Annotated in this window: 17 protein-coding genes; 7 read left to right on the top strand and 10 right to left on the bottom strand. The window is 63.5% G+C overall.

What is annotated here, in order from left to right; all coding sequences use genetic code 11:
- Positions 1-55 precede the first annotated feature (55 nt).
- Both ACN0X7_RS00260 and ACN0X7_RS00255 read left to right on the top strand, forming a co-directional pair.
- A complete protein-coding gene (locus tag ACN0X7_RS00260) occupies positions 56-949 on the top strand; it encodes a bile acid:sodium symporter family protein (protein ID WP_417512890.1) in 894 nt (297 codons plus the stop codon).
- Between the two features lie 75 nt (positions 950-1024).
- Positions 1025-2245 carry an EAL domain-containing protein gene (locus ACN0X7_RS00255; RefSeq protein ID WP_417512888.1) on the top strand — a complete coding sequence of 407 codons (1221 nt, stop codon included), beginning with the start codon at positions 1025-1027 and terminating at the stop codon, positions 2243-2245.
- Between the two features lie 9 nt (positions 2246-2254).
- Here the strand turns inward: ACN0X7_RS00255 and ACN0X7_RS00250 are convergent, their stop codons facing one another.
- The 5 genes from ACN0X7_RS00250 to ACN0X7_RS00230 all read right to left on the bottom strand — a co-directional run bounded on the left by ACN0X7_RS00250 (position 2255) and on the right by ACN0X7_RS00230 (position 9606).
- The gene (locus ACN0X7_RS00250) at positions 2255-4021 is read right to left on the bottom strand and encodes a TRAP transporter permease (RefSeq protein ID WP_417512886.1); all 1767 of its coding nucleotides are present in this window, start codon (positions 4019-4021) and stop codon (positions 2255-2257) included.
- Positions 4022-4183: 162 nt separating this feature from the next.
- Positions 4184-5143, bottom strand: a complete 960-nt coding sequence (locus ACN0X7_RS00245; RefSeq protein WP_417512884.1) for a TAXI family TRAP transporter solute-binding subunit — start codon at positions 5141-5143, stop codon at positions 4184-4186.
- Between the two features lie 86 nt (positions 5144-5229).
- Positions 5230-5655 (bottom strand): universal stress protein, encoded by a 426-nt coding sequence (locus ACN0X7_RS00240; protein WP_417512882.1) that lies wholly within the window; start codon positions 5653-5655, stop codon positions 5230-5232.
- Positions 5648-8527 (bottom strand): TRAP transporter permease, encoded by a 2880-nt coding sequence (locus tag ACN0X7_RS00235; RefSeq protein ID WP_417512880.1) that lies wholly within the window; start codon positions 8525-8527, stop codon positions 5648-5650. The genes ACN0X7_RS00240 and ACN0X7_RS00235 overlap by 8 nt, the downstream gene beginning before the upstream one ends.
- Before the next feature lie 110 nt (positions 8528-8637).
- A complete protein-coding gene (locus ACN0X7_RS00230; protein WP_417512878.1) occupies positions 8638-9606 on the bottom strand; it encodes a TAXI family TRAP transporter solute-binding subunit in 969 nt (322 codons plus the stop codon).
- 379 nt (positions 9607-9985) lie between these two features.
- Here ACN0X7_RS00230 and ACN0X7_RS00225 point away from each other — a divergent pair, with 379 nt between their 5' ends.
- The 4 genes from ACN0X7_RS00225 to ACN0X7_RS00210 are packed head-to-tail and all read left to right on the top strand — an operon-like array spanning position 9986 to position 12528.
- Positions 9986-10252 carry a hypothetical protein gene (locus ACN0X7_RS00225; protein WP_417512876.1) on the top strand — a complete coding sequence of 89 codons (267 nt, stop codon included), beginning with the start codon at positions 9986-9988 and terminating at the stop codon, positions 10250-10252.
- Positions 10230-10634 (top strand): colicin E3/pyocin S6 family cytotoxin, encoded by a 405-nt coding sequence (locus tag ACN0X7_RS00220; RefSeq protein ID WP_417512874.1) that lies wholly within the window; start codon positions 10230-10232, stop codon positions 10632-10634. The genes ACN0X7_RS00225 and ACN0X7_RS00220 overlap by 23 nt, the downstream gene beginning before the upstream one ends.
- Positions 10612-11568 (top strand): DUF6980 family protein, encoded by a 957-nt coding sequence (locus tag ACN0X7_RS00215; protein ID WP_417512872.1) that lies wholly within the window; start codon positions 10612-10614, stop codon positions 11566-11568. The genes ACN0X7_RS00220 and ACN0X7_RS00215 overlap by 23 nt, the downstream gene beginning before the upstream one ends.
- A 15-nt stretch (positions 11569-11583) precedes the next feature.
- On the top strand, positions 11584-12528 hold the full coding sequence (locus ACN0X7_RS00210; protein ID WP_417512870.1) for a DUF6980 family protein: 945 nt from the start codon (positions 11584-11586) through the stop codon (positions 12526-12528).
- Here ACN0X7_RS00210 and ACN0X7_RS00205 read toward each other — a convergent pair.
- The 4 genes from ACN0X7_RS00205 to ACN0X7_RS00190 all read right to left on the bottom strand — a co-directional run bounded on the left by ACN0X7_RS00205 (position 12518) and on the right by ACN0X7_RS00190 (position 16970).
- On the bottom strand, positions 12518-14125 hold the full coding sequence (locus ACN0X7_RS00205; protein ID WP_417512868.1) for an acyl-CoA carboxylase subunit beta: 1608 nt from the start codon (positions 14123-14125) through the stop codon (positions 12518-12520). The two genes, ACN0X7_RS00210 and ACN0X7_RS00205, sit on opposite strands and share 11 nt — an antisense overlap.
- Positions 14126-14266: 141 nt before the next feature.
- On the bottom strand, positions 14267-14761 hold the full coding sequence (locus ACN0X7_RS00200; protein ID WP_417512866.1) for a biotin/lipoyl-containing protein: 495 nt from the start codon (positions 14759-14761) through the stop codon (positions 14267-14269).
- 2 nt (positions 14762-14763) lie between these two features.
- Positions 14764-16236, bottom strand: coding sequence for an acetyl-CoA carboxylase biotin carboxylase subunit (locus ACN0X7_RS00195; RefSeq protein WP_417512864.1), 1473 nt, complete (start codon positions 16234-16236; stop codon positions 14764-14766).
- Between the two features lie 14 nt (positions 16237-16250).
- Complete coding sequence (locus ACN0X7_RS00190) at positions 16251-16970, bottom strand: TetR/AcrR family transcriptional regulator (RefSeq protein WP_417512862.1); 720 nt, start codon at positions 16968-16970, stop codon at positions 16251-16253.
- Positions 16971-17228: 258 nt separating this feature from the next.
- On the opposite strand from ACN0X7_RS00190, the gene ACN0X7_RS00185 reads away from it, so the two are divergent.
- Positions 17229-18443 carry an acyl-CoA dehydrogenase family protein gene (locus ACN0X7_RS00185; protein WP_417512860.1) on the top strand — a complete coding sequence of 405 codons (1215 nt, stop codon included), beginning with the start codon at positions 17229-17231 and terminating at the stop codon, positions 18441-18443.
- A gap of 43 nt (positions 18444-18486) precedes the next feature.
- Here ACN0X7_RS00185 and ACN0X7_RS00180 read toward each other — a convergent pair whose 3' ends face one another.
- Entirely contained in the window at positions 18487-20496 is a 2010-nt protein-coding gene (locus ACN0X7_RS00180; RefSeq protein ID WP_417512858.1) for a tetratricopeptide repeat protein, read from the bottom strand.
- Between the last annotated feature and the right edge of the window lie 301 nt (positions 20497-20797).

The raw sequence follows: 20797 nt of genomic DNA, 5'->3' as shown, positions 1-20797 counted from the left end.
TGTCCGTCGATAGGCTGTATGCCGGAAGTCGTGCAGCCGCGAGGGGGAAACGCGCATGGGTAATGTTCTGGTCGATGTGGTTCTGCCGCTGTCGCTCGCCTTCATCATGTTCTCGCTGGGGATCGGCCTGACCTTTGCCGATTTCAGCCGCGTCCTGACACGCCCGAAGGCTTTCGCCCTGGGGGCGGTGAACCAGCTCGTGCTGCTGCCGGTCATCGCCTATGGCATTGTCATCCTGTTCGGTATGGACGGTCCGATCGCGGTCGGCTTCATGCTGCTGTCGTTCCTGCCGGGCGGGATCACGTCGAACGTTCTGGCCAAATACGCCCGGGGCGACGTCGCGCTTTCGGTCACGCTGACCGCCGTGATCAGCCTGGTCGTCATCGTCACGGTGCCCTTTCTGGTGACCGTCGCGGTACGCCATTTCCAGGGCGAGAGCTTCGCCGCCGAAATCCCGGTCGCCGGTCTGGCGGTGAAGATCTTCCTGCTGACCACGGTTCCCGTCCTGATCGGTCTCGCGGTCAGACGCTTCGCAACCGGCTTCGCCCGGCGCGCCGAACCCTGGATCAGCCGGATCGCCAACATCCTGTTCGCCATCGTCGTCGTGCAGGCATTCATCGCAAACTGGTCGACCGTCGAGGCACAGATCGCGACGCTGGGTCCAAGTCTCGTCGCGCTGACGGTCGTGCTGCTGGCGCTGGGTTGGTTCAGCGCGCGCCTGCTCGGCTTCGACCGCAAGGTCGCCGCGACGATCTCGGTCGAGACAGGCCTGCAGAACGTCCTGCTGGGTCTGACCGTCGCGGCAGCCCTGGCCGGCTACATCGCCGTCGAGACCGTCGACGGATATGCGCTCTATGCCCTGCCCGCCGGTGTCTATGCGCTGACCATGTACATCATCATCACGCCGTTCATCGTCTGGCGACAGGTGACGGCCCGCGACGAAGATTGACACGCATGTTGACGTTTCCGTAACGTTAATCGGCGACGATCACGTTCCCAGAACGTCCGAGCGGCAGCCAACAGCATGACCGATTACATACACGCGCAGGAACTCACAGCCGGGGAAACGGTCTTCCGCGAGGGGGACGTCGGCGATGACGCCTATATCGTCGAACATGGCCTGATCGAAATCTGCATCGGCACCGGCGACGATCAGCGCAGCATCGCGACGCTCGGTCCCGGCGAGATTTTCGGTGAGATGGCCCTGATCGCAAATGCGCCGCGATCGGCAACCGCGCGTGCCCTGAGATCAACCACCCTGCTGGTGCTGCGTCGCAACCGCCTGATGAAGCCTATCGAGAATGCGGATCCGCTGACCCGGCTGATGCTGCAGATGATGTCCGAACGCCTGACCGAGGCATCGCGCCGGGCCGGCGGGCGGCGCGTCACCGACCGCGCGACCGAGGCGGGCCAGATTGCCCTGCAGAAGGTGCGCGACCTCGCCCTCAAGCGGATCGGCGTCGAGCGGGAGCTCCGCCGCGCCATCGAGGCCGGGCAGTTCTCGCTGCATTACCAGCCGATCATCGATCTCGACACGGGTGTGCTCGCGGGTTGCGAGTCTCTCATGCGCTGGACCCATCCGGAGAACGGATTCATCTCCCCCGGTGACTTCATTCCCCTGGCCGAAGATACCGGCATGATCGTGGAGATGGGGCGCTGGGCGCTCTCGCAAAGCCTGAGCGATCATGCCGCCCTGCTGGCTGCCCTGCCGACCGGTGCGCCGCCCGCCTTCATCAGCGTCAACGTATCCGCAGCCCAGTTGATTGATCTCGAAGAGACCGAAAGGCTCGCCGGCATCATCGCGGCCAGCAACGTGCCCCCCTGTCTGATCAAGCTGGAGCTCACAGAAAGCCTGCTGGTCGAGAACCCGGATCACGCGGCGCTGGCGCTCACGCGTCTGAAGCGGACTGGCGTGAAGCTCGCCATCGACGATTTCGGCACGGGCTATTCCAGCCTCAGCTACCTCCATCGCTTCCCGTTCGATACGCTGAAGATCGACCGCGCGTTCGTCAGCCGGATGCATCAGGAAAGCAGCGCGCGCCAGCTGGTGCGCACCATCGTCGAGATGGCACGCGGTCTCGGCATGACGACCGTCGCCGAAGGCATCGAACAGCAGGCGGAATACGATCTGCTGGCAGCGAGTGGCTGCGCCTACGGCCAGGGATTCCTGATGGCGCGCCCGATGGCGGCCGGTGATCTGCTGGCCTGGGTGGCATCGGCCGAACGAAACACGCGCGTCGCCTGACGCAGCACTTCAAAGAACCAGGGGCTGGGCGAAGATCACCAGCGCGCCCGTGACGAACGAAATCACCCGCCAGACCGCACGCCAGCGGGCGATCAGCCCATAGGACACAAGCGTCAGCCCGACCCCGATGCGCAGGAACGCGAACACGGCCATCAGCGGGTCGTCGGCAAGGTCGATCAGCGCCGGATTCGCGATCATGCCAAGCGGGATGATGTAAAGCCCCACGCCCAGCGCCATCGCCGTCAGGGCGACCTTCAGCCAGTTCTCGCCGATCATGCCCGCGGCGATGAACACTGCGCCGCAGACCGGCGGTGTGATGGTCGAGATCAGAGCGAACCAGAACACGAACAGATGCGCCTGCAGCGGTTCCAGTCCGAGCTGGATCAGGGCCGGCCCGGCCACCGAAACGCAGATGACGTAGGCCGCAGTCGTCGGCGTCTCCATACCCAGGATCAGACAGGCCAGCGCCGTCAGCAGCAGCGACGGCCAGAGCATGCCGCTGGATGCCGAGAGGATCAGCGACGTCAGCTTCACGCCCAGCCCGGTGATCGACAGCACCCCGATGATGATCGACGCGCAGATGATGATCGCGGCGATCATCGAGACCTGCCGGGCAGCCGTCAGACATGCCGCTTCGATCCTGCCTGGCAGTCCGGAAAGGTCGAACCTGCCATCGGCCCTGAAGAACAGCATCAGGAACCCCGCGAGAATGGCCAGACTGGCGGCATACTGCGGTGTCAATCCGACCCAGAACATCGCACCGAGCAACACCGTGAACGGTACCAGAAAGAAGGTCGCCGTGATCAGGACGGCTTTCAGGGGCGGTTGATCTGCCCGCGTCAGCCCACGCAGGTCGAAGCGCGTGGCGTAGGCGTTGATGCCCACCCAGACCGCCACGAAGAACAGGATCGCGGGCAACAGCGCCGCCGCCATGATGCCGGTGTAGGGCGTGCCCGTCAGTTCGACCATGACGAAGGCCCCCGCGCCCATCAGCGGCGGCATGATCTGCCCGCCGGACGAGGCGACGGCCTCGACCGCCGCGGCAAGCCGTTTCGGATATCCGAGCCTTGTCATCGCCGGCAGGGTAACGGCCCCGGTCGATGCCACGTTCGCGGATGCGGAGCCTGAGATGGAGCCGAACAGCGCCGACGAAAGCACCGAGACCTTGGCCGCGCCGCCTTTCAGACGTCCGGCCGAGGCGGCAGCGAGGTTCATGAAACCCTGCCCCGCCGCACCCGCGTTCAGCACGGCGCCGAAGATCACGAAGATCGCCACCACACCGACCGAGATGCCCGTCAGCGGCCCCCAGATTCCCCCCTCGGCGATCGTCAGTGTCCCGAGGAAGCTGGCCAGTGGCGTGCCCGAATGCCCGAATTCACCCGGTATGTGCTGCCCCCATAGGCCATAGGTCAGCGCCAGGGCCGCCACGATCGGCAAGGGCCACCCGATGGCCCGCCGCGCGCCTTCCAGAACGACCAGCAGCAGCGCCACGGCGATACCGATCTGGAGGCCGCCTTCCAGAAAGCCGTACTGATCCGCAAGCGCATCGGCGCTGATCGCCACCCAGATGCAGCAGGCAACGCCGACGGCGACAAGCACCAGCCCCGACCGGCGCCGCCATGCGCCTTGCGGATCTGCGAAAAGAAATATCCAGGGCAGGGCCAGCGCCAGATGCAGCGGTCGCGCGACCAGGTTCGGCACAAGGCCGGAGAAGATCAGGCCGACATGGAAGGTTACGAGGAGCAGGGCGAGCGAGAGTTTCAGCGTTCGGATCATCTCTCGTCTCGCAGCCATTTAGTTTCCGGCCGATCAAGGCGCGAATCGTTGCGGGACCTGATCCCGCAACCCGGTCGGTCATCACCGCTGCGCTGGGCACCGGGATCAGGTCCCGGTGCAGGTGGGTGTCTGGTCACGAAAGACCGCGACCGACTGAACGACCTACATCTGCGCGTCGGTCAGATCGAACCCGGCTTCCTTGTAATAGCGGATCGCACCGGGATGCAGCTTGCCCGTGATGTTCGACATCAGCCCTGCGTCGACACCGTTCCACCAGGCGGCATCCGCCCCCATCTTCGCCTTCTGCTCCCAGTAGGTCCGGGTCAGCGCATAGGCCACATCGTCGCTCATCGCGGTCGTCGTGTAGGCCACGACCGGCAGCGACGTGGTGGTGATGTCGCTTTCCTGCCCGGCGTAGGTGCCTGCCGGGATGGTCAGACTGGTGCGCTTGGAGGCTGCGATCTGCTCGTCGTTCAGCGAAATCACGTTGACACCGGTTGACGCGGCGGCCTCGATGACATTCGGGGCGGGCCAGGATCCGGCAGTCACGAAACCGTCGATCTGGCCATTCTTCAGGGCCGGCACCGCGTTCGACAGCTCGACATCGGCGATCTCGACCTTGCCTTCCAGACCGAACAGCTTCAGGTACTTCTCGCCTTCGCGCGCGCCGAAGGAGCCCTTGCCCAGCAGGATGGTCTTGCCTTCCATGCCGGCGAAGTCGGTGACACCGCTTTCTTCGGACATGACGAAGTGCATGGTCAGCGACGGGATCGGGAACAGCGCGCGGATCTCGTCGAACTTCGGGCTGCCCTTGTCCTTGAACATCGCCTTGCCGCCCTGTGCCAGGCTGACCAGCACCGGCGGCGTGGTGAAGACATAGTCGCCGCCCCGCGCGCGCGTCTCCATCACGTTCTGGACCGAGCCCTGGCTTTCCTCGACGGTGACGATGATCTCGCCGTTCGAGCCCGCCTTCATCGCCTCGGCGATCTGGACCGCCATCTGATAGTAGGACGAGGTCGTCTTGGCGGACTTGTAGGTCACGCGGGTCTCGGCGGTCGCGCTGGCGGTCATGGCCAGCCCGGCAATGGCGGCGATACCCGCGGCTTTCAGACGGAAATTCATGAAACTCTCCAAGGAAAAGGCGATAACTCTCGTGTCGCGCCGGTTGCGTGCGGCGCGCGTTTCCAGCGCAATATTGCAGACGCCTGCTAGCGCAGCAACAGCACCGAACAGGCGGCGTGCCGCATCACACGGGCGGCGTTGTGGCCCAGCAGATAGTCGCTCTCGTCACTGGCACCCGGCCCCATGATGATCAGATCGCATCCCGTCTTTCCGGCCATGCGGACCACTTCCTTGTAGACCGATCCGTGCCCGACGATGTACTGCGCGACGATGCCCTTGGCCGAATGGCCGCTGACGAACGCTTTCAGGTCCTTTTCGCCCTCCGCCACCGCGTTCTTCTCATAGTCCTTCGGAAAGAAGGAGGCGACCAGGGGCGTGGCATAATCCGGCACGACCGTCATCACATGCAATCGCGCGTCCGACTGGGCCGCAAGCGTCTCCGCCCTGCCGAGCAGGCGTTCGGACTCCGTCTTGTCGCCCAGGTCCAGCGGGACCAGAATGTCCTTAAACATGGTCTGCCTCCCTTGCGGTCTGCGGTGCTGCTGTCGGCGCCCTGGGCATCCGGCGCTTCTGCAGCCAGTAGATCAGCCCCAGCAGCAGCAGCGCCGGAATGAAGAACAGCTCGCGGGGCGGCTGGTCCGAGGGCACCTTGACGATCAGGACTTCCTGGTCGAAGTCGAAGCCGGCCTTCTCGGCCGCGGAATCGAAGGACGCGCCGTCGATCATCAGCTTGCCGTCCTGTTCCAGAAGGTCGATACCGAAGGTCTGCAGCCGCTCCTCGCCGCTTTCGCCTTCCGGCACCTCGATGATCAGGGTCAGCGAGACCGGCTCACCCACATCGTCCAGCCCGTTCGCTTCCAGCCGGATCTTCTCGCCGGGCTCCGCCTGGCCGACGACCTCGACCAGCTGCGCCGGTTGGTAGTTCTGATAGGGCGGAACCACCTGATCCATCCAGAAGCCCGGACGGAACAGCGTGAACGCGATCAGGATCAGCGCCAGCGATTCCCAGACCCTGTTCCGCGCGAAGAAGAAGCCCTGCATCCCGGCGGTGAATATCAACATCGCCGCCGTCGCTATGATGAAGATGGGCACCGCCTCCAGCGGCGTCACCTCATACAGGATCAGGCTGGTGTTGAAGATGAACAGGAACGGCAGCAGCGCGGTCCTGAGGCTGTAGAAGAAGGCGACAAAGCCGGTCCGTATGGGATCGCCGCCGGACACGGCCGCCGCCGCGAAGGACGCCAGCCCCACCGGTGGCGTCACGTCCGCCATGATGCCGAAGTAGAACACGAACAGATGCACCGCGATCAGCGGCACGATCAGGCCGTTCTGCTGCCCCAGCGTGACGATGACGGGGGCGAGCAGGGACGACACCACGATGTAGTTCGCCGTCGTCGGCAGCCCCATGCCCAGGATCAGGCTGAGGATGCCCGTCAGCAGCAGGATCGCGAGAATGTTGCCCTGGCTGAGGAATTCGACCAGTGCCGCCAGCACCGCGCCGACGCCGGTCTGGCTGACCGCGCCGACGATGATGCCTGCCGTTGCGGTCGCAATGCCGATGCCGATCATATTGCGCGCGCCGGTGATCAGGCCGTCGATCAGTTCGTCGAAGCCCTGCTTCAGGGTTCCCGACGTGTTTTCCTTGCGGAACATCGCCTTCAGGAAATTCTGCGTCAGCAGGATCACGATCATCAGCAGGGTCGCATAGAAGGCCGCCGTGGTGGGCGACAGCCGTTCCACCATCAGACACCAGATCAGCAGCAGCACCGGCAGCAGATAGAACAGGCCCGCGTTGATGGTCGGCCCGGGCTCGGGCAGTTGCGTCACCGGCGCATTGGGATCATCCAGCGTCAGCTGCGGGAACTTCGTGCCGTGGCGCAGCAGGAAGACATAGGCCACCGCCAGCGCGATCGCCACGAACCAGCCCGTCCCGTCGCCCAGCAGGGCGCGGGCACCGGCCAGCACGTAGAAGATCAGGAAGGACGCCACCACGGCATAACCGAGCACCAGCGCCCCGGTGGACATGAACTTCCAACGGCTGCCCGGATTCATCAGTTTGCGGATGAGAAAGTGCGCGGCCACGATGATCACGAATGCCCCGATCGAGACGATGGCCTGCATCACCGGGTCCTGGATGGCCAGAAACGCGGTCATGACCCAGCCGATGGCACCCGCCACGATGAAAAAGGAGATCGCCGTGCTGAGGAACGCGATCAGTGCCCATTTGAAGGGCTTGGTCTGGCCCGTCTTGGGCAGGCCCTGCATGTCGGCCTTCATCGCTTCCAGATGAACGATGTAGACCAGCGCGATATAGCTGATCACCGCAGGCACGAAGGCGTGCTTGACGACCTCGAAATAGCTGATGCCGACATATTCGACCATCAGGAAGGCGGCGGCGCCCATGACCGGCGGCATGATCTGGCCGTTCACGGACGAGGCGACCTCGACCGCCCCCGCCTTTTCAGCAGAGAAGCCCACGCGGCGCATCATCGGGATGGTGAAGGTGCCGGTCGTGACGACGTTGGCGATGGACGAACCGGAGATCAGCCCCGTCATGGCCGAGGCGACGACGGCGGCCTTGGCCGGACCGCCGCGCAGGTGCCCCATCAGCGAGAAGGCGACCTTGATGAAATAGTTGCCGGCCCCGGCCTTCTCCAGCAGCGCGCCGAACAGCACGAACAGGAAGACCAGATCGGTGGAAACGCCCAGCGCGATGCCGAACACGCCTTCGGTCGACAGCCACTGGTGGTCGGCAACCGCGCCGAAACTCGCGCCCTTCCAGGCCAGCAGGCCGGGCGCGTAGGGGCCAAGGAACGTGTAGCCGATGAAGATCATTGCCACGATGGCAAGCGGCGGCCCCAGCGAGCGACGCGTCGCTTCCAGCAGGACCAGAACGCCAACGACGGCGACCAGTATATCGACCTGATTGGGATTGGCCGGCCTGTCCGACAGGGTGGAACCGAAGACCCAGCCCATGTAGTCGCGGCTGAACAGGAACAGGTAGAAGGCGCACGACGCGCCGACGATCGCCAGCGCCCAGTCCGCCGCCGGGATCCGGTTGCGTGGCGAACCCTTGAACGCGGGATAGCTGAGGAAGCAGAGCAGGATGGCGAAGGACAGATGGATCGACCGCGCCTCGCCGGAATTGAAGGCCGTCATGTTGGCCAGCCAGCGCGTCGCCTCGAAGCTGGAAAGCACCGACGGGATCGGCGAGGCGAACCAGAGCTGGAACAGCGACCAGGCCAGCGCCAGTCCGGCGATCAGTTTCACCAGAACGCGGCTGTCGGGCTTGCGCCCGCCGGTATCCGTCGAGGCGACGAGATCGTCCAGTTCGGCGTCGCTCAGGCCCCCGCCCGATGCGCCCTTGGCTGCCTTGTCCGACATGGCCCCTACCCCCTCAATTGATCAAAGAATCAGCTGCCCCCCTCGGGCAGGTAGCCGGGCGGCACCCGGATGGCGCCGCCCGGTCTCGTCCTGGATGGGCGTCAGATCGACTACATCCAGCCCTTTTCCTTGTAGTACTTCACGGCACCGGGATGCAGAGGCGCGGACAGGTTGTTCACGATCATGTCCTTCTCCTCCAGATTGGCGAAGGCCGGGTGCATCTTCTTGAACCGGCGGAAGTCGTCGAACACGGCCTTGGTCATCTGATAGACGACTTCGTCCGGCGTGTCGGTCGAGGTCACGAAGGTCGCGCCCACGCCGAAGGTTTCGACATCATCGTCGTTGCCGCGATAGGTGCCGCCCTTGATCGTGGCCATCGAATAGAAGTCATTGTCGGCGGCCAGCTTGCGGATCGTGTCGTTGTTGACGTTGATCAGTTTGGAATCGCACGACGTGGTGGCTTCCTGGATGGTGCCCGACGGGTGGCCGACGGTGAAGACGATGGCGTCGATCTTGTCATCGCACAGCGCCGCTGCCTGTTCCGCCGACTTCAGTTCCGCGGCCAGCGCGAAATCGTTGGCGGTCCAGCCCATCTTCTCCATCACGACCTCGAAGGTCGCCCGCGCACCGGAACCGGGATTGCCCAGATTGACGCGCTTGCCCTTCAGGTCCTCGAACGTCTCGATGCCTGAATCGGCACGCGCGACGACCGTGAACGGTTCCGGATGCACCGAAAAGACGGCCCGCAGATCCTTGTAGGCTCCTTCGGGGAAGGTCTCCGGCGAGGTGCCGTTATAGGCGTGATACTGCCAGTCCGACTGGGCGACGCCCATGTCGATGTCGCCGTTGCGGATGCCGTTGATGTTGGCGACGGACCCGCCGGTCGTGTGCGTGCACTTGATGTCGTGCTCCTTGGAGCCCTTGTTCACCAGCCGGCAGATTGCGCCGCCCACCTGGTAATAGACGCCCGTCTGCCCACCGGTCCCGATGGTCACGAAGGTCTCGGCGGCGACGCTGGTCGCCCACACGCCCAGCGCGAGCACCGAGGCTCCGGCGAGGCAGGCTGCTTTGTTCAGCATGTTGATCTCCCTGTAATGTCATAGGCATGTTTCGCGCGGTGCCATACATCCGCAACGTGAAGGCGATGATTTCTCACCGGCTTTGTCAACATAGATTAATTTCGGGTCGGGATCGATCGGATGCGGGCGAGCCGATGCCAACGCATCCCCAGAGCATGTTTTCTCGTGGGTTCCCCCCGCGCCCCGAAGATTCCCGGAACGCCTAAACGCACAGGGGTCGAATGGCGATGAGCCGCCCGAGGATCCGGAGCGTGAAACGCTCCGCACCGCCATCGAGGCGGCGGTCATCTCGCAACTGCCGAAAGTCCTTCGAACCGTCCGGCGCATCCGGAAGGTCGACTACAACAATCTGCACGAAGTCTACAGTGACATCGACGCCGTGGCGGAAACGGACCCCGACCTGGCTGCCCGGCTGCGCGACAGCGCGCACGACGCCGCCGGTGCCAGCGATGACCGCAAGAACGACATCGCGGACGGACTCGGCAACCTGACGACCGAGGAAGGATTGAAGGCAGTCAAATGGTCAAGGGCGGAGCTGCCGCAACCTTTCGAAGACCCCGACCACCCGACACCCAAACGCCCCCTTGAAATCAGCGAGAAACCACCGAAGATCGATTCAGCCCTTGACCTCGAAGATATTTTTTGACCGACAAGAATATGAACATTGGTGGAACAAAACAGGGTTATTAGCGCACAATGAGCGCTTTGACAGTGAAGGAAATGTCATGCGCCCAACGGGTGACAAAGGATATATCTGGTCGCGACTCAACAGGCACCAAGTCTCAAAACGAGGGAAAGGCACCGACAACAGGCAATATAGGCACAATGGCCTAAAAGGGCGGCGACGCCAGTATTATTCGTGGGATCGCAAGAAGAATGAGCTCGAGGTGTTCGACCACAATGGTGATCACATCGGATCTTTCGACAGCATCACAGGCCAACGCAATGGCGGCCCCGTGGATAAACGGAAAATGCCAGAAAATATCGATCTCGGGAGAGAATTTGATGAAACCCACGCAGTGGTATGACCGGCAGAAGCGCACGCCGGTGACACCGGAGGATCAGGCGGAGGACTGGTGGTGTCCGGCCCTCCGCCGCGCCATCCATGACCGGGACACGCCGCTCCACTACCAGTCGAACTGGCGTGATTACGGATTGATATATCTTCGAAGCCAGAAGGTGATGGCAGAGCACCGCTGGGGCATCATTTTTGGCACGGAGCAGCAGTACCAGAATCGGCGCTGGTATTGGCCAACGATGATTACGATGGAATTCTGTCCCTATTGCGGCAGCTTGCTTCCGCAGCCTGTCGCCTCCGTGTTGCTTGATCGCATGATGGAAATGCGAGAGGCCCAGGGCAGCAAGGATCCGGTTCTTCCTGAACCCTTCGAATCGAACGCGTGGTGGAAAGCAGAGTTCACGTCACCGGAAGCGGAGACTGCGCTGCGCGAAAGCGAACGAGAGATTGGCGCGAATACCGACTACGAAAATTCCTTATATGCCGATTACTGCTTTCAATCACCGACGGCTGATCAACTCTGGAATCCCGCCTATTCCTGCGCGTACATGCGTGACTTTGCGACGGATCATCAGACGCCATTCGCCTACAACCCCCGCTGGCGGGAATATGGCATCCGGATGATCGACTGGGAGCAACCGACGTTCGAACAGCCCCTGCGCTATGACCGCATTCGATATTCGCCCTGGTGCGGTCGGCGCTTCCCGAAGAGCATGAAGGACGAATGGCTGTATGAGATGAAGCGGCTGAAGATTGCGCCGGACGCCGAAGCGCCACCGTGGGCCTATGACAGCGATGTCTGGTGGCACGATCACTGGGCAGGCCGGTCGGACCCCGACGCGGGCCGCACCGACCGCCCGGCAGCAGCACGCTGCACCCCGCCGCCCGAACAGTTGCCCGACTGGCCGCCGGTCCCGGTCCCGGTCCGGGTCCCTCAGGAATAAGACAGGCAAAATTCGATGAAACCCACGCAGTGGTATGACCGGCAGAAGCGCACGCCTGTGACGCCGGAAGATCAGGCGGAGGACTGGTGGTGTCCGGGCCTACGCCGCGCCGTGCACGACCGGGATACGCTGCTGCATTATCGGTCCAATTTGCGTGAATACGGACTGATCTATATCCGAGATCGCGAAATCATGGCCGATCACAGATGGGGCGTTATATTCGGTACTGACCAACAATTTCAGAATCGCCGTTGGTACTGGCCGGTCGTCGAACTGATCTCTTTTTGCCCTTATTGTGGCAGTCAACTACCAAACCCGATGACGCTTCTTTTTGAAGATTTTCTTGTGAAGGCGGAAGAACATTCCGGCGACCTGGATCCCTTTTTGCCGGAAGAATATGAAAGCAATTTCTGGTGGAAGCAGAATTCTGGATCGCCGAACGTGGAGAAAATACTTCAGGAACGTGAACATGCGATCCTTGAGAACACAGATTTCGAAAATTCCGTGTATGCCGACTATTGCTTTCAGTCGCCACCGGCCGATCAACTCTGGAATCCTGCCTATTCCTGCGCGTACATGCGCGACTTTGCGACGGATCATCAGACGCCATTCGCCTACAATCCCCGCTGGCGGGAATATGGCATCCGGATGATCGACTGGGAGCGACCGACGTTCGAACAGCCCCTGCGCTATGACCGGATTCATTATTCGCCCTGGTGCGGTCGGCGCTTCCCGAAGAGCATGAAGGACGAATGGCTGCATGAGATGAAGCGGCTGAAGATTGCGCCGGACGCCGAAGCGCCGCCGTGGGCCTATGACAGCGATGTCTGGTGGCACGATCACTGGGCAGGCCGGTCGGACCCCGACGCAGGCCGCACCGACCGCCCGGCGGCAGTACGCTGCACCCCGCCGCCCGAACAGTTGCCCGACTGGCCGCCCCACGGCATGGTCAGAACCTGAACACCCCATACCCCGGATCGCCCTGCGGCGCGTTCAGGCTGACGGTGATGGCCATGCCGAGCGCGTTGCGGGTGCCGGTGGGGTCAATGATGCCGTCGTCCCAGATTTCCGAGGTCGCGTAGTAGGCCGAGAGCTGTTCCAGATAGGCCGCGCCGGTTTCGTCGCGGAGTTGCTGCACAACGGCCTCGTCGACTTCCTCGCCGTTGCGGCGCATCTGGGCGGCTTTCACGTCGGCCAGCGTGTTCACGGCCTGCTCGCCCCCCATGACGCCGATCTGGTGGTTGGGCCAACTGAACAGGAAGCGGCTGTCGAAGGCGCGGCCGCACATGCCGTAATTCCCCGCCCCGAACGAGCCGTGACACATGACGGTAAACTTCGGCACGTGGGAGCAGGACTGCGCCATGATCATCTTGGCCCCGTCCTTGGTGATGCCCTTCTGTTCGTAATCCTTGCCGATCATGTAGCCGGTGATGTTCTGCAGGAAGACCAGCGGCGTGTTGTTCTGGTTGCACAGTTCGATGAAGTGCGCGCCCTTCAGCGCGCTGTCGTTGAACAGTACCCCGTTGTTGGCGAGGATGCCGACCTTCCAGCCCCAGATGTTGGCGTAGCCGCAGACCAGCGTGGTGCCGTAATCGGGCTGGTATTCGTGAAAGCGGCTGCCATCGACGATGCGGGCGATGACCTCGCGCATGTCGAAGCCCTTCTTGATGTCGTCGGGCAGCACGCCGTAAAGCTCCTCGGGGTCGTAATAGGGATCCTCGGGCGTTTCGCGCTGGCAGTCCCACTTCTTTGGCCGGTCCCACTGGCCGACGATCTCGCGGCCGATGGCGATGGCCTCGTCCTCGGTCGAGGCGGCATAATCGCAGACGCCGCTGACCGAGGTGTGCATCTGCGCGCCGCCCAGTTCCTCGACACCCACGACCTCGCCCGTCGCGGCCTTCACCAGCGGCGGGCCGCCGAGGAACACCGCGCCCGTGCCCCGCACGATGACGTTGTAGTCGCTCAAGGCCGGGATATAGGCCCCGCCCGCCGTACACTGCCCGAACACCAGCGCGAGTTGCTTCACACCCAGCTTCGACAGCTGGCACTGATGGCGGAAGATGCGTCCGGCCATGTGCTTGTCGGGGAACACCTCCGACTGCATGGGCAGGAAGCCGCCCGCAGAGTCGCACAGGTGGATGACCGGCAGGCGGTTCTCGATGGCGATCTCCAGGCAGCGGACGATCTTCTTCACCGACAGCGGATACCATGCCCCGCCCTTGATGGAGGAATCGTCGGCGTGGATGATCACCTCACGACCCGAGACGATGCCGATGCCGGTGATGATCGACGCGCCGGGGCTCTCGCCGCCATAGGCCATGTTGCCGGCCAGCGTGGACAGTTCCAGGAACGGCGTGCCGGGGTCGAGCAGCTTCTCCACCCGCTCGCGCGGCATCATCTTGCCCTGCTTGGCGAGGCGCTGGACGTCGCGGTCGGGGCGGACCAGACGCGCCGCCTCCTGCTTTTCGGCCAGTTCGGCAGCGAGGCCGCGATTGTGGGCGCTGTTGGCCCGGAACGTCGGATCGGAGGGGCTGAGAGCGGACTGGATACGGCGCATTCTTTTATCCCTTGCTCCGGCCCGCCACGGGACTTGATTCCATGGCCCATGCCTGAGCGTCGCCGCCAACATGACGGGCCCGGAAGGGCTCAGGCTTGGGTTCCGGGATCAAGTCCCGGAACAGGCTGGTGTTTTTCGTTTTCATTCTTCAGATTCCAGGCGGGCGACGGCGGCGTCCTTGCCGAACGTGTCGCCCTGACCGACCAGCAGTTCGGCCAGCACGCCGTCGCGGGGCGCCTTCAGGTTGGTCTGCAGCTTCATGCTTTCGATGGTCAGCACCGTGTCGCCGCGCCTGACGGCATCGCCGACCTGCTTCAGCACCTCGACGACGGAGCCGGGCATCGGCGCACGGATCTCGTCGGCGGCGGCACCGGAATCGGCGGCTGCGGCGATGGGGTCCTCGACCGTGATCCGGAACGTCCGGCCGTCCAGGCTGCGGACCCAGGCGGTCTCGCCGTCCTGCCCGGTCTCGAATTCGTGGGGCAGGCCGCCGAAAGACAGGGCGCGATAGCCGTCCTCGTCCTCCACCATTTCAACGGTGCGGCGGCGGCCATCGATCTCGACGATCAGGTTCGGTTTGCGGGCGATGATCTCGACAGCATGTGTCTCGCCATCAAGTGTTACCGGGAAAGGCATGCTCAGTTCCTCCAGCCGCCGATGGACGCATAGGGTTCGGGGCAATCGTCCAGTTGCATACGAAACGCCGGGTCATCCAGCAGCGCGGCGATCAGAACGGCGTCCTGCACATCTTCATCCGGCTGCGCCGTTGCCAGGGACGCGGCATGTTCTTCGACAAATCCGGTGTGCAGAGCACCCTCGCGACAGGCGCTGTGGTCCAGAACCCGTGCCAGATAATCGATGTTCGTCACGACACCGAGCAGGAGCGTGTGGACCAGCGCGCCAATCGCACGGTCAATCGCGTCGGTCCGGTCGTCGCCATGCACGACCAGCTTGGCGAGCATTGGATCGAAGTCGGCGGTGACAGGCTGGCCTTCGGTCAGACCGTTCTCGAACCGGACAGTGTCGCCGCGCGGCGCGCGCAACCTCAGGACCCGACCCGTCTCCGGCAGGAAATCGTTCTCGGGATCCTCGGCGCAGATACGGCATTCGATGGCGTGGCCGTCGATCGTCACGTCCGTCTGGGCGACGGAAAGGCCCTCGCCGGCCGCGACGCGCAGCTGCATCTCCACCAGATCCAGGCCCGTGATCATCTCGGTGACCGGATGTTCGACCTGCAGGCGGGTGTTCATTTCCAGGAAGTAGAACGCGCCGTCGGGCGCCAGGATGAATTCCACCGTCCCGGCGTTGGCGTAGTTCGCGGCCTTGGCCAGCCGCACCGCCGCCGCACAGATCTCGTCGCGCAGGTCGGGGTCCAGATTGGCGGCGGGCGCTTCCTCGACGATCTTCTGGAAGCGGCGCTGGATGGAACATTCGCGTTCGAACAGGTGGATCACCTCGCCCCTGCCGTCGCCGAAGACCTGCACCTCGATGTGGCGCGGGCGCTCGACATATCGTTCGGCATAGATGCGCCCGTCGGAGAAATAGCGCTCCGCCTCCGCCGAGGCCGTATTCGCCTTGTCCGCCAGTTCCGAGGCTTCGCGAACAATGGACATGCCCTTGCCGCCGCCGCCGGCGCTCGCCTTCACCAGCAGCGGAAAACCGATGGACGATGCTTCGGCCAGAAACGCGTCCATATCGCCCGTCGGCAGCACCGACGGCGCGACGGGCACGCCGTTTTCTTCGGCGAACTTGCGGGATTCGATCTTGTCGCCCATCAGACGGATGCTCTCCGGCGAGGGACCGATGAAGGTCAGGCCCGCAGCCTGCACCGCCTCGGCGAAACCGGCGTTCTCGGACAGGAAGCCATAGCCCGGATGGATGGCCTCCGCGCCCCGCTCTTTTGCGATGCCGATGATCTGCTGCGCGTCCAGATGCGCGGCAACCGGCGTGTCGCCCGTGATCTCGACGGCCTCGTCGACCGCGCTCACATGCGCCGAGCGGCGGTCTGCATGATGATAGACGCCAACGCTGGCGATCCCCATCCCGGCCAGCGTCCGCGCCACCCGGCATGCAATCTCGCCGCGATTGGCAATCAGGACTTTCTGGAACATGGAAGCTCCCCCGCTCATGTCGTGCTTCTCGAAGATCGGTCGCCGCCTGCCGTACCCATTCGGTCGGCGAGGTTTTCAAGTCGTGTCAGGATGGCACCGAATTCCTGCGACGGCGGATGCGGCGCGGCGATACCGGTGAGCACCATGTCCGACAGGCGGTGCGCGACATCGTCATGTTCAAGCGCGCCGCGACCGGCAACATAGGCGCTGACGTGATGTTCGATCCCGCCGAAGATCAGGTCGCGCACAAGGGCCGGCGACACGTCAGGACGGATGTCGCCCTCCGCGATCCCCGCTTTCAGGATATCGAGCAGCACACGGGTGTATTCCCGGTTCACCGCGTGCAGGGCCGAGTCTTGGTAATCCGGCGCGCTGCGCACCTCGGAGAAGAACAGGCGGCACAGGTCGGGGTTCTCCCGGATCGATTTCAGATGCTGCCAGATCACGACATGCAGGCGCGTCCGGGTGCCCTGGATGCCTTCCAGTTTGGTCAGGAAGTCGGCAATCATCCCCCGGTACCAGTCGGTCAGGATGGTATGCAGCAACTCGCGCTTGTTCGCATAGAACTTGTAGATCGCGCCTTCGGAAATACCGGCCTGCCGGGCGATCTCGCTGACGGACGCGTCGTTGAAGCCGTGCCGCGAGAATACATCGCGCGCCGCGGCCTCGATCTGCCGCATCCGCTCATCACGCGGCAATCTCACATGACTGCGCTTCTCGACTACGGCATTCACCGACCTGTCCCCCAGGGCACCGGCATGACGTTTCGAACCGGCTTTCGCTATAATAGTGAGTGATGCTCACCAACCTTGTCAATGCGCTCTTCATTCATCCAGCACCTGTCAAATCAGCGAATGGCATCGAACTTCAATCGGCTACTGCACCAGACGGGCGCAAAATATTGGACATGGTAAATATCATTCAATAAGTTTCACGTTGATCGAAAATCGTGCGAAGCGGATGCTGGTGCGACGCACGCCGGGGAGGAAAAGATGCCCGACACAGATGCTTTGCTGCGCAACGACACCGCCAGGCCGTTTGACCTGACGCCGGACCAGCGGGAGATCCTGGATCAGGCCGACCGCTTCGCGCGGAACGAACTCTATCCCTACAGCGAGCGGATGGATAACGAGGAATGGTGGCCCGAAGACGCCTTCCCGAAGATGGGGGAACAGGGCTTCCTGGGCATCACCGTGGCCGAGGAATACGGCGGGCTGGGGCAGGACCTGACCACGGCGGGCGTTGTCCTGCAGGCCTTCAGCCGCTGGAACCATGCGCTCGCGCTCAGCGTCGTCGCCCACGACAACCTGTGCATGAACAACATCTACCGCAACGCGAGCGACGACCTGAAACGCAAGTATCTGCCGGACCTCTGTTCAGGTGCGAAAGTCGGCGCGCTGGGCCTGACCGAACCGGGTGCCGGATCCGACGCGCTGGGGTCCATGCGGACGACCGCGAAGCGCGACGGCGACCATTACGTCCTGAACGGCTCGAAGATCTACATCACCAACGGCGCGGTCGCCGACACGCTGCTTATCTATGCCAAAACCGACCCCGATGCGGGACCGAAGGGGATTTCCGCCTTTATCGTCGAGAAGGACTTCCCCGGCTTGAAGGTCGCGCAGAAGCTGACGAAAATGGGCTATCGCGGCAGCCAGACCGCCGAACTGGTCTTCGACGACTGCCGCGTGCCCGCCGAGAACCTGGTGGGCGAGGAGAACAAGGGCGTCGCCGTGGTCATGAGCGGCCTTGATCTGGAGCGCGCCATGATCTCGCCGATCTGCCTCGGCGTGTCGGAACGTGCGCTGGAACTATCACTGGAGTATGCCCAGACCCGGCAGCAGTTCGGCAAGCCCATCGGCTCGTTCCAGATGGTGCAGTCGATGCTGGCGGACATGTACGTCTCGGTGGAGACCATGCGCACCTTCAATTACCGCACCCTCGCCGAGGCCGCCGAGATGGAGATCGGCGGCGGCGGGCGCGGCGACATCCACGCCCTGACGGCCGCGTCGGTGATGTATTGCGCCAATGCCTGCCACAGCGTGCTGGACAATGGCATCCAGATCCACGGCGGATCGGGCTACATCTGGGAGTCGGAGATGAACCGGCTCTACCGGTCGATCAAGCTGCTGGAGATCGGCGCCGGCACGACGGAAGTCCGCAAGATGATCATTGCGGGCGAAATGCTGAAAGGCATGGGCGGGTAGATCTGCGCAGTCCCTGACCGGCGCATCCGTCTGTCGAAAGCCGTCAGACCGCCGCAGCCACCAGTTCGTCATACAGGCGCGCCGCATCGGCGAAGCCCTCGATGACCTTTTTCTCTGCGGCAGTCAGCTGGATGTCGGTATGCACCGGTGCCTGTTCGATCTCCGACAGGGTCACGCCGAACACATGATCCGCACCGGATACGCCGGTCTGCCCCGCGCCGCCCAGCCCCAGACGTTCCTGCAGGTCAGCGAGTCCGTCGGCGCCGGACCCGTCCAGCCTGTCCAGATCGAAGGCCGTCTTGGCACCCCGGCTGGGGAAGTCATGCAGCGCGGTCGCATATGTTCGATGCCAGCCCTGCAGGAACTGCAACAGCGACGGCAGGGCACGCTTGCTGGCTGAGTAATGCTGCTTCAGCACGCCCCACGCGCTGGCCGGGGATCGAAAGGCGATGATGCAGTCGCCGCCGACGGACGGATCCAGCGTGCGCGCGATCTGGGGGCTGTTGTCGGTCGTGACCAGCACCTCCGCCCCGCACTGCGCCGCAATCCTGGTGAACCAGTTTTTCCGGTCATCCGTCAGTGCCTGGCGGAATGCGAGATCGAAGACGTCGCAATCCGGTCGCTTGCAAAGCTGGCAGGAAGCGAACCGGGCATCGCCTTGCGCTTCGCCGTCCTGCTGACCGGCAAGCCAGATCGATTCACCCACGTAGTGCACGCCGGACCGGGCCGCCAGCACCGCACCCAGATGGGCATTGCCCTGATTGGGCAGGCCGAGAATTTCAATGTGTCGCGGCGCGTCGCCGTCCGCCATGCCATCGGTCCGGGCGGCCTGAGCCGCCTCTATGCGCTCGAGCCGGGTCCGGATCGCGCTGCTGGCACCATCCAATGTCAGCGCCTTGCGCAGCGTCTCAAGCGCCGCATCGGCATCCCCTTCGCGGAACAGCGCTTCGGCAAGACCGTCCATCACCGACGGCTGGTCCGGTGCCAGATCGAGCGCCTGCCGAAACGCGTGTATCGCCTGCCGGTTCTCGTGATAATGCAGGCGCATCCGGCCCAGGGCGCTCCACAGGCCGGCGTTCTCCTGCTCAAGCTCGATCGCGGCATCGCAGACATCGATGCCCTGACGTCCCTGTCCGACCGCCAGCGCAACCCGCGCGAAACCGGTCGCGGTCCGCGCGATATTGCGCGACGACACGACATACTCGATCAGGCTTCCGGAAACGCTCTGGGCGATCTCGCTCAGCATATTGAAACAGGCCAGCAAGCGCACCGCGTCATTGGCACGTTCCGCCTCCACGGCGGCGGTCGAGATCCCGGCAAACAGCGATTCGAGCTGGGCAACCGCCAATGGCCGGTAGCGACCGTCTCCGCTCTCGGAGATCCGTTGAAGTTTGAACAGCGACAGGATTGCTTCCTGATACAGACCGCAGGCCGCCTCGGCACGCGCGAGATTGAGCAGTGTGTTCTGGGACTGGTCATGCAACGCGACAGCCGTTCTCAGCGCATCCAGCGCCCCCTGCGGATCACCTGCCTTCAGCTTCAGTCGTCCGCTTGTCTGCCAGCCTTCCGCCGCATCGGGTGCCACGCCCGTAAGCGTCTGTGCCATGCGCGCTGCCGCGTCATCGTCACCGTCCGCCAGTGCCGCGCGCATGGCACGGGTCAGATCAGCGGCAATCGTCCCCGACAGGGCGGCAACGCCTTCGGTGTCAGATCCCAGACGCCGCATCAGCGCAATCAGGGCGCCCGCCCGGCTGAAATCGCCTTGCTCTACCAGTTTCGCAGCCATGGGCAGCATCCCGGCGCAGGCGGAACCATCCGCACCGCTCAAATCCGATCGGGCCCTTCCGGCTGCTGTCGCGATTTCCAGCAGAACCGCCAGAGCACCGCTCTCGCCGCCCGCATCGATCGCGATCCGCAGCGCTTCGCCGGTCTGTTCCGGCTCCAGCACACACAGGGCCAACAGCCGGTCGATTTCGGTCCGGGGTCGGATCGAAACATCAACGCCCGCTTCGCCAGCCGGCATTCCGCCGCCTGCAATCGCCTTTGAACTCATCTACGCCGCCCGTCTTTCCGGATCCCTGTTCGGGGTCGCAACCGCATATCCTGCACGGCAGCCATTTCAGAGTCCGGCTTTCAAATTTCTGCGGAAAATGTGACGTTGAAAACCAGATTCGCAAATCTGGACCGCCGATTTTCCGCGCGTGAGGTTTATCATTTTCCCCGTCGGAAAAGCTAGATCGGCTAGACGGGTTTGTTCGAAGACCGAAATTGAAAAATACCACAACCGGGAACAACCGAGTTTGAAAGCAGCCGCGCGACCATGACTTCAGAGCGACCGAATCCCTTTGCAGACC

This window comes from Minwuia sp., assembly GCF_048263705.1.
In the GTDB taxonomy this organism is placed as follows: Bacteria; Pseudomonadota; Alphaproteobacteria; order Minwuiales; family Minwuiaceae; genus Minwuia.
Note: the sequence above shows the minus strand (reverse complement) of the source record. Positions and strands in the feature narration are given on the sequence as shown.

What these genes read in the sequence shown, in the direction of transcription:
- ACN0X7_RS00230 (WP_417512878.1), bottom strand. Translation starts at nt 9,606, where the DNA reads ATGCTGAACAAAGCAGCCTGCCTCGCCGGAGCCTCGGTGCTCGCGCTG.
- ACN0X7_RS00240 (WP_417512882.1), bottom strand. Translation starts at nt 5,655, where the DNA reads ATGTTTAAGGACATTCTGGTCCCGCTGGACCTGGGCGACAAGACGGAG.
- ACN0X7_RS00255 (WP_417512888.1), top strand. Translation starts at nt 1,025, where the DNA reads ATGACCGATTACATACACGCGCAGGAACTCACAGCCGGGGAAACGGTC.
- ACN0X7_RS00180 (WP_417512858.1), bottom strand. Translation starts at nt 20,496, where the DNA reads ATGAGTTCAAAGGCGATTGCAGGCGGCGGAATGCCGGCTGGCGAAGCG.
- ACN0X7_RS00210 (WP_417512870.1), top strand. Translation starts at nt 11,584, where the DNA reads ATGAAACCCACGCAGTGGTATGACCGGCAGAAGCGCACGCCTGTGACG.
- ACN0X7_RS00200 (WP_417512866.1), bottom strand. Translation starts at nt 14,761, where the DNA reads ATGCCTTTCCCGGTAACACTTGATGGCGAGACACATGCTGTCGAGATC.
- ACN0X7_RS00185 (WP_417512860.1), top strand. Translation starts at nt 17,229, where the DNA reads ATGCCCGACACAGATGCTTTGCTGCGCAACGACACCGCCAGGCCGTTT.
- ACN0X7_RS00205 (WP_417512868.1), bottom strand. Translation starts at nt 14,125, where the DNA reads ATGCGCCGTATCCAGTCCGCTCTCAGCCCCTCCGATCCGACGTTCCGG.
- ACN0X7_RS00215 (WP_417512872.1), top strand. Translation starts at nt 10,612, where the DNA reads ATGAAACCCACGCAGTGGTATGACCGGCAGAAGCGCACGCCGGTGACA.
- ACN0X7_RS00260 (WP_417512890.1), top strand. Translation starts at nt 56, where the DNA reads ATGGGTAATGTTCTGGTCGATGTGGTTCTGCCGCTGTCGCTCGCCTTC.
- ACN0X7_RS00235 (WP_417512880.1), bottom strand. Translation starts at nt 8,527, where the DNA reads ATGTCGGACAAGGCAGCCAAGGGCGCATCGGGCGGGGGCCTGAGCGAC.
- ACN0X7_RS00245 (WP_417512884.1), bottom strand. Translation starts at nt 5,143, where the DNA reads ATGAATTTCCGTCTGAAAGCCGCGGGTATCGCCGCCATTGCCGGGCTG.
- ACN0X7_RS00250 (WP_417512886.1), bottom strand. Translation starts at nt 4,021, where the DNA reads ATGATCCGAACGCTGAAACTCTCGCTCGCCCTGCTCCTCGTAACCTTC.
- ACN0X7_RS00195 (WP_417512864.1), bottom strand. Translation starts at nt 16,236, where the DNA reads ATGTTCCAGAAAGTCCTGATTGCCAATCGCGGCGAGATTGCATGCCGG.